Annotated in this window: 7 protein-coding genes; 5 read left to right on the top strand and 2 right to left on the bottom strand. The window is 55.3% G+C overall.

Translation table 11 applies throughout. The features are described 5' to 3' along the window. Nucleotides 1-32 precede the first annotated feature (32 nt). From RMSM_RS13555 to RMSM_RS13540, 4 genes are all read left to right on the top strand, one after another. Nucleotides 33-419, top strand: a complete 387-nt coding sequence (locus RMSM_RS13555; protein ID WP_008696822.1) for a serine/threonine protein kinase — start codon at nucleotides 33-35, stop codon at nucleotides 417-419. A 29-nt stretch (nucleotides 420-448) separates the two neighbouring features. After that, a complete protein-coding gene (locus RMSM_RS36825; RefSeq protein ID WP_052031624.1) occupies nucleotides 449-1432 on the top strand; it encodes an FHA domain-containing protein in 984 nt (327 codons plus the stop codon). 90 nt (nucleotides 1433-1522) lie between these two features. Continuing rightward, complete coding sequence (locus RMSM_RS13545; protein ID WP_008696817.1) at nucleotides 1523-2080, top strand: NYN domain-containing protein; 558 nt, start codon at nucleotides 1523-1525, stop codon at nucleotides 2078-2080. 10 nt (nucleotides 2081-2090) lie between these two features. Beyond that, nucleotides 2091-3629: a cytochrome P450 gene (locus RMSM_RS13540; RefSeq protein ID WP_040766406.1), complete on the top strand. Its 1539-nt coding sequence runs from the start codon at nucleotides 2091-2093 to the stop codon at nucleotides 3627-3629. Between the two features lie 214 nt (nucleotides 3630-3843). Here RMSM_RS13540 and RMSM_RS13535 read toward each other — a convergent pair whose 3' ends face one another. Continuing rightward, complete coding sequence (locus RMSM_RS13535) at nucleotides 3844-4206, bottom strand: four helix bundle protein (protein ID WP_040766403.1); 363 nt, start codon at nucleotides 4204-4206, stop codon at nucleotides 3844-3846. Between the two features lie 77 nt (nucleotides 4207-4283). Between RMSM_RS13535 and RMSM_RS40920 the strand changes: the two genes are divergently transcribed. Further along, on the top strand, nucleotides 4284-4430 hold the full coding sequence (locus RMSM_RS40920) for a hypothetical protein (RefSeq protein ID WP_160168289.1): 147 nt from the start codon (nucleotides 4284-4286) through the stop codon (nucleotides 4428-4430). A gap of 272 nt (nucleotides 4431-4702) precedes the next feature. Here RMSM_RS40920 and RMSM_RS13525 read toward each other — a convergent pair whose 3' ends face one another. Further along, a complete protein-coding gene (locus tag RMSM_RS13525) occupies nucleotides 4703-8299 on the bottom strand; it encodes a bifunctional proline dehydrogenase/L-glutamate gamma-semialdehyde dehydrogenase (protein ID WP_008696809.1) in 3597 nt (1198 codons plus the stop codon). Between the last annotated feature and the right edge of the window lie 40 nt (nucleotides 8300-8339).

The following is an 8339-nucleotide window of genomic DNA, read 5'->3' as shown; positions in this document are numbered from 1 at the left end:
CCAGATCGCGCCGGCGGGCGAGACAGTGATGGATGGAATCGTTTTACCAAGCCACCATCGACGACTCGTCATTGTCGTCGGACGGTGCAGTACCGATTGCAACCGAAGCCACCGAGATCGATTTTGACAGTCTGCCGCCAGTCGATCTCGGTTTGTCCAGCAGTCCCCCAAAGCCATCGGCGGTGTCGACCACCAATCCATCGAGCCCGTCGAAGACCAAGTCGAACAAAACCAGCAGCCAATCGGGCGACTCGAACCAGATGTTGCTGCTTGGCATCGGGCTGACCGTGGCCATTGCTGCGTTAATCCTTGTGATGGGGATGACCGCCTATACGATCATGCGGCCTCAAGATACACCGCCGCCTCGAATCAAAAGTCTGGAAGATGGAAAAGGCGGTCATGTCATTGTCGTTAATTGAATTTGAAAACGAGACGAAGTCATAGCACTATGCCCCTTCTAGTTCAAAAAGAGACATCGCCGTCGATGATCGCTCAATTGATTCTCGCAACGGGAAGTCATGCTGGCGTCGCCGCCTCGATCCAACTCGGCTACTACATGATCGGACGACATGGTGAATGTCAAATTCGTCCTAAAAGCCGATCGGTCAGCCGACGTCACTGCATCTTGCACCACACCGAGACGCAGTTATTGGCGTTGGACCTCGATAGCAGCAGCGGCACTTGCATCAACGGCGAAAAGATTACGGTGAACCGTTGGGTCGAATTGAAAGATGGCGACCAATTGCGATGTGGCAAGGTCGTGTTTGACGTCAGCATCAAAACGACACCGCAACAAAGTTCTGTTACGTCGGGCGCGGACGAATTGGTTCCAGCGATCGCGGATGCGGCCGACGACACCGACGCGGCGTCCAATTCGGAGCACGCGTGGCCAGCGGAGTCGATGCTGCAAGGCGAAGCATGGCAAGAATTTGATGTCGCCGACATGCTCCATTCGGCCGACGACTCGGATCGCGAACAACGTTACAAGGCAATCCGCGCCATCTCTGAATTGAAGTCGGATGACTCGTCTCTGAAAAGCGGCAACTTGAGCGACGCCGGTACGTTGAGCGAAGAAGGCGACACGCTGACGGACGAGCCGTCGACAACGGCCGATACACTCCGTCTCGCCGACGACGAGCCTGCATCCGAATCGAGAGCAGCCGAATCGAGATCGAGCGAATCGAAGCCAGCGCCCGCTAAACTAGAGAAAACGAAAAAGGTCAAAGCAGATACATCGGGAACGCACGATCGGAAATCCAAGAAACCACGACAACCGCTGCGGATGCCTTCGATCTCGCTGCCCAGTGACTTCGAGTCATTGAAATTGGTCGGAGCGATCCTGATTTCGATCGTGGTGATCGGGCTGTTTTCCTATTCGGTTTATCGCTTCCAAGCCGGTCCTCCGGTGAAAATTGTCAAAGGGATTGAATAGCGACTCGAACGTGCGACAATGCGGTGTTGCCGCTTTTGTGAGCGGACCGTGCTCTAGATAAAGGAGCTTCTTCGCGACAAAGTTCGATCGATGTCACTTTTACTGCTGGTGGATGGTTACAACGTCATTGGACCGGTCGCGGCTCCAGGACGCGGCGGATCCACTCGCGGCAACTCGCATCAACACCGCTGGCTCGAAGCCGAACGCAATCGGCTGATCACTCGGCTGTGCGATCATCTACCCGAATTCGTCCGCAATCGCACCTGCGTCGTGTTTGACGCCCGCTGTCCACCGGAAAATGCCATCAGCCGGTATGAGGTCGCTGGCATCGACATTCGCTTTGCCGTGGACGACCCCGAAGCCGACGATTTGATCGAGCGGCTGATCGGCGAGCACTCGGCGCCCAAGCAACTAGCGGTCGTCTCGTCGGATCATCGGCTTCAAGACGCAGCCAAGCGTCGCGGTGCGACTCCATTTGATGCCGATGCCTGGCTGGACGATCTGCTCGAAGATCACCCCCACTTGGCGATCGAGATTTCCGACGGGGCAGGGCAGGGCGGTAGTCAAAGCCGCAGTGGCAAACCCAAAGGCAAAGTATCAAGCGACGAAGTCGAGCACTGGATGCGCGAGTTTGGCTTCGAGGAATAAGATTGCAGCCATGACGAAATTCACTCCAGTTGTAGGCGGCTACCGTACTGTGTTCCAGCGAATCGCTCGGCTGCCAAAGCAGTTGTTCGCCATCAATCCTTTTGACGGCGATTGCCTGCCATCTCGGGTGCGTCTATTTCACCCTGGATCGGGACGCCCATCGCTTCCGTTTCCTCATCGCTGGAATTTCCATGATCCGGTCCGGATTCTCGAATGCTATTTTCATGGTGCGGACGAAGAACAGGGACCGGGCCGACACAATCGCTACTTGGACGTCCCCGGGTTTGATCCGGTTCTGGTGACGCGAGACCCAGGAATGATTCGGGCCATTGCCACCGCAACGGGAGATCGTGAAGGACAATTCGATCGCGACACGATGCCGTCGATCGGGATCGCGCGAGCGACTGGAAAGGACACCTTGCTGTTTGCCAACGGCGCCGAGTGGAAAAAGCAACGCAAGATTGCCGCGTGCCCGTTTGGTAAGACCACTTTGTATCAACCCGAGCAGTTTGGCGAGTTTGCCGAGACGTTCCGCACCACGGTCCAGCAGCGGATCGAGGTGCTGCGTCAACATCTAGCCAGCAGCGACCAAGATTCAGTCGAAATCCGATTAGAGTCCGAGGTCAAGGTGGTGATGCTAGAGATGTTGACCAACAACTTTTTTGGTGCCGAAATCTCTTATGACGAGCTATGTAATCGCTACGTGCCGGCGCTGGAACGGGTGATCGACCATATCGTCAGCGACACGGTACGCAACAAGCTTGGAATCCCTTGGCGAAAGCTGCCAGGGGTGACGAAACGAATCGCCCAGGCCAGGCAGGACGACGCGGCGTTTGACGAGTTGACCCAATGCGTTCTAGCCCCACGCTCCGAGAACAAGGCGTTGTGGAAGCAGTTCAAATCCGATGCACCTGATGCGAAGCTGCTCAGCAACCTGAAGGTCTTTTTGGCCGGGGCACTCGAAGCGACCACGTCGTATGCAACCTGGGCCATCTCGCACCTCGCTCGCAACCCCGCGGCTCAAGAGAAAGTGTTCCAGGAAGTCAAGGACATCGATGTCTATACGCCTGAGACGCTGGCGAGTGCCACCTACATACGCAACGTGTTGAATGAGACACTCCGGCTGACACCCTCGCTATACTTCTTGCCTCGCCGAGCCACCGCTGACACTTGGGTAACCACCGCCGACGATCGGAAGCTATTGATTCCAAGCGGCACGCACATTTTGTTAGATGTGTGGCATGCGAATCGGCACGAAGACCACTGGGGCGTCGCAGCGAGCGGTTACCCGGCGAACGAATTCGCTCCTGATCGGTGGGAACATTTGGCTGCGGCGGGCCGGGCAACCAAGGACATCTTGCACTTTGGTTTCGGTCATGGCCCGAGAGTTTGTCCTGGAAAACATCTCGGCGAACTGGAAGTTTCTCTTGTCGTCGGTGCGTTTGTGAAAACGTTTCAGTTCCAGGCGGAAACCGCAGCGAATCCCGCCCGCGCCGGCGTCTCGACCAAACCCGCCGACGGAACGCAGGTGCGGATGTCGCTGCGGTGATACTGCAGTCATGCTCAATTTAAACTTTACAATTTAACTTTTTCAATAAACAGCCGCAGACTCGCCACTGAATCCGCAACAAAGCTTAGAAGCTACAATCGCTTCCGACTAAAGTCTTGGGTGGCTAAAGTCTTGGGTGGCGGTCACCCGAAGCCGCAGATTGAAAAGGTTAAATTGACAATTGTAAATTGAAAAATGAAGAGCGGCGCCGCAGCTATTGCAAATTGGCTTTGGCGGTAACAACAGACTTTCCGATAATGTTGCACAACTGGTTCGTTTCATCCAACAGCAGTGACATACGATGCTCTTTCAGCAACTCCGCCTTCAGAATGAGCTTGATCCATGACCGCGATTCACGCAACTCTTTCAATGTAATACCAAGCTTGTGAATGAAATCACGCTTGCTTTCCGCTGCACATGCTTCAGCGTAGTTCGGCGCGGGCGATGTGCCACTACGGACCAGTTGGCTTGCAATGTGGCGTCCCAATCGCGTGTCAGGCAATGCATCAACGGCTTTTCCAACTCGCGCCGCAAAATCCAACAACCGATCTTCTAAATCCTCACCACGTTGATCCATTTCCAACACCTCCCAAACGAGTCTTGCATCCTGGCATTGCGTATAACGGCAACTTGCTATTTAAGATATGCAACTTGTTGCGTGAAAGCAAAATCGCCAGCAACGCTTGCCTCTGGCGTCGCGGCAACACCTCGCTGCTCAGCATCGCATCCGATCGTCCGAAGCCTTGGATCGAAGATTTGGATGGCGGATACCAAAACCGCAGATTGAAAAAGTTAAATTAACAATTGTGAATTGAAAAATGAACCGCCGAAATCGGCAGCGACAGATTGTTTGAACCGATGCGTTCACTACGGCTGCAAGCACAATCCAATTTAAACTTTTACAATTTGCAATTTAACTTTTTCAATAATTCAGCCGCAAACTCGCCGCTGAATCTATAGCAACGCACCGAAGCTACGACTGCATCCGGCCACCCGAAGTGTTGGATCGCAGCCACAGAAACCGCAGATTGAAAAGGTTAAATTGACAATTGTGAATTGTAAAATGAAGCGTCCTACAGCACCTCGGCTCGTTTTTCTGCGGCGCGGCGACCGGGGTTGCCGTAGCGGTGATAGTCGTGCGAGATCGATTGTTCGTCGAGGTACCGCAAACATTCCACTTCGGCTTCGACGACCACCGGTTCGCGAATGACTGTGACAAACGCCTCGGCACACGCTTCATCCACCTCACTCGTCTTTCTCGATCGAAGCAGCCGCAGACGACCGACTTGACCTGCGTTGATCCGTTTCACCAATTCCGCTTCGGACTCTTCGACCGGATTGACGAGCCCAGGGAACTCGTCGGCAATACGCTCGAGCCACTCTTTGGTCGCATCGGACACCTCAGGATCGATCGATAGCGTCACTTGTGTTTTGACGGCAATCGCGGCCGAGGTCGATATCCAAATATCGGAAATGGAATCGCGGTCGGAGAAACGCAGATTCATCGCTTGCGTGGGTCGGTACCGGCGAATGTTGTCTTGTCCGATCAACCGGAACGTATCATGTTCGCTCGAAAACTCATTTTCGAACGCGGCTCTCTGCTTGGCTGCTGCCGTTTGAATCCGAGCCGCGTCAACATCATCCACCACGGATGCGTCAACGGCTTCGTCCAACAAGGCACTAAAACGAGCCCCTTCATCAGCTTCGAGCATTTCGCGGCTATCACCTTTGCCCTGGGCTGCTGTAGCAACAGATTGTTTTCCATCGGTCACTCGCATGAGCGGCAACACGTAGTGCGGGCCGCCTGCTTTGACGCCCGGCCCATAGGCACTCAAGCCGACACCGCCAAAGGGTTGCCGCAACACGATCGCTCCGGTCGTGGGACGATTGATGTACAGGTTGCCGGCGTGAACCGAATCACGCCACAACGTGATCTCGCGGTCATCCAAGCTTTCCAATCCGCTGGTCAATCCGTAGCCCGTCGACCGCACGATCTCGATCGCCTCTTCCAGTCGCGAGAACCGCATCACGCCGAGCACTGGCCCGAACAGCTCGGTCAGATGCGTAAAACTTCCCGGTCGAATATTCCACTTGACTCCCGGCCGATACAAATTGGGGTTGTCGACGATGTGTTCGGGAACCACCAACCATGACTCGTCATCGTCAAGCGACTTCAACCCTTGGTTCAACTCGGCTTGAGGCGGTTTGATCAGCGGCCCCATCTTTGTCGACAAATCCCAACTGGATCCCACTCGGATGCTCGAGACGGCGTCAGCCAACATGTCGCGGAACGTCGTGTCGTCAAACACATCGTTTTCGAGTAACAGCAGCGACGTCGCACTACACTTTTGGCCGCTGTGCCCAAACGCCGACTGAACGACATGCTTGACGGCTAAATCACGATCAGCCATCGAGGTGACGATCGTGGCGTTTTTGCCACCCGTTTCCGCCAATAGATGCAGATCACTTCGCACCGACAGCATGCGTTTTGCAGTCGAGGTGCCGCCAGTCAAAATGACCGTTTCAATCTGTGGATTTTTGACCAACCCTGCTTCGGCAACACGTCCGGCGCACGGCACGAATTGCAACACGTCCTTAGGAACGCCCGCGTCCCAGAATGCTTGACACAAGTGCCAAGCGACCAGCACGGTTTCGGAGGCCGGTTTAAGCAGCACACAGTTTCCAGCGGCCAACGCCGCCGCGATCCCACCGCAAGGAATCGCCAACGGGAAATTCCACGGCGTGACCACCGCCACGTTGCCGCGTGGTTCCAGTTTGACGCTCGCTTGGCGATACCAATGCTCGACCGTCAGCGGATAGAACTCGCAAAAATCGATGGCTTCGCTGACTTCGGGGTCAGCCTCGAGCACCGTTTTTCCGCCATCGGCGACCATGGTCGCAATCAAATCGCCACGTCGCTCACGCAGGTTTTGCGCTACGCGTCGCAGTAGGTCATGGCGATGTTGTAGACTCGTTTGGCTCCAATCGGCCTGAGCCGCCGTGGCAGTTTCCACCGCTGCCTGGACATCGGCCAGCGTTGGCACCGAATAACGACAGACCACCACACCGGGACGTGACGGATCGGTCGATTCACGCGTCTCGCCACTGCCGGTGTCGAGGATATCGCAGCGGTCTTTCCATTTACTGAGTACCGACTCAATCCATTGCGGATTGTGGGGCAGCGACCAATCGGTGTCCGGCTCGTTGACAAACTTGGTCCAGTGCTCAGCCGCCATCGGCTGCTCTGGTGACCGGCGTCGATCTTGCGTCCGCCGCGGTGTGTGAGAGACCGTGTCGATCATGGCCAACGAATCTTTGAACCCTTGAGCGAGCATCTCAAATTCTTTGCTGTCGGGTTTCAGTCGATAGGTATGCCGCAGGAAGTTTTCGGGGCCCGTGTTTTCATCCAATCGACGTATTAAGTAGGCGATCGCATTGATAAAACTGTCTTGAAAACAAGCGGGTGCGTAGAGCACCATTTTCTTATCGCGTTCGGAGATCGCACGGCGTTGATGGTTCGCCATCCCTTCGAGCATTTCAAATTGCACGTTCTCGGTCGCGTTGCAATCAGCCGACCAGAGCAGAGCCAAGGCAACATCGAACAAGTTGTGTGAGGCGACACCAACGCGGATCACCCCTTCGGCAGCTCCGTCGATTAGCTGCCGCAGCATCGCTTTGTAGTTGGCGTCGGTTTCCACTTTTGATCGATACGGCGCCTGCGGCCAACCCTGGACCGAGGCATCGACGCGTTCCATTTCCAAATTGGCGCCTTTGACCAAGCGGATCGTGATCGGCTGGCCGCCTTGCGCGACACGGTCACGCGACCAATCAATCAGTCGCATCATCACATCAAACGAATCGGGCACGTAGGCTTGCAGCGCGATTCCCGCCGATACGTTCAACATCGCTTCGCGATCCAACGCGTTGCACAAAATGTCCGCGGTCAAATAGAGGTCGCGATACTCTTCCATATCCAAGTAGACGAATTTACTTTGTTTCGTCTCTGGGTCCGCCTTGCTGAGCGCGATCCGGTAGAGTGCTTCGAGCCGATCGGCCACTTTGTCGATCGAATGTCGCCGGGCGATCGGCGAGATCTGGCTATACAGTGTCGAAATCTTGACCGACAAACATTTCAGATCATTCATCCGCAGCGCGTTATAGCACTGATCGACCCGCCGACGAGCTTCCTGTTCGCCCAAGATTGCCTCGCCAAGCAGGTTGACGTTCATGTGCATGCCATGCGTTTGGCGGTTGCGAAGATGCTCGCCCAACAACTTCGGTTCCGCTGGCAGAATCACATTGGCGGTTTCGCGGCGCATTTTTTCTTTGACCAGCGGCACGGCCACGCCGGGCAGGTATTCACCAAACGACTGAAATCCCTTCAACATCGCCTGTTCGACGGGGCTGAAAAAACGCGGAATCCCCTGAACGTCCAATAGATGAGTCAATTGGTCGGCCACTCGGGCAGGCGAGTGAGTGCGAAAGGCTTGGTCGGTCATTTCGACAAGCGTCGCCTTGTCCTCGACGTGCCCGATCATGCGATCGAGTTCTGCTTGCTGACGCCGTTCCTGTGGTGTCTGCAGTTGGCTCGCCTCATCGAGCAATTCTGCGGCCAGCGAGATGGCACGTTCCGCGTCCGTCGATAATTCTTGCCCCGAAACCTGAACCATTGGCTTGCATCCTAAATGAGATTCGAATCGCGAAATCGCC

Origin of the sequence: Rhodopirellula maiorica SM1 (assembly GCF_000346295.1) — a bacterium.
Taxonomy (GTDB): Bacteria; Planctomycetota; Planctomycetia; order Pirellulales; family Pirellulaceae; genus Novipirellula; species Novipirellula maiorica.
Note: the sequence above shows the minus strand (reverse complement) of the source record. Positions and strands in the feature narration are given on the sequence as shown.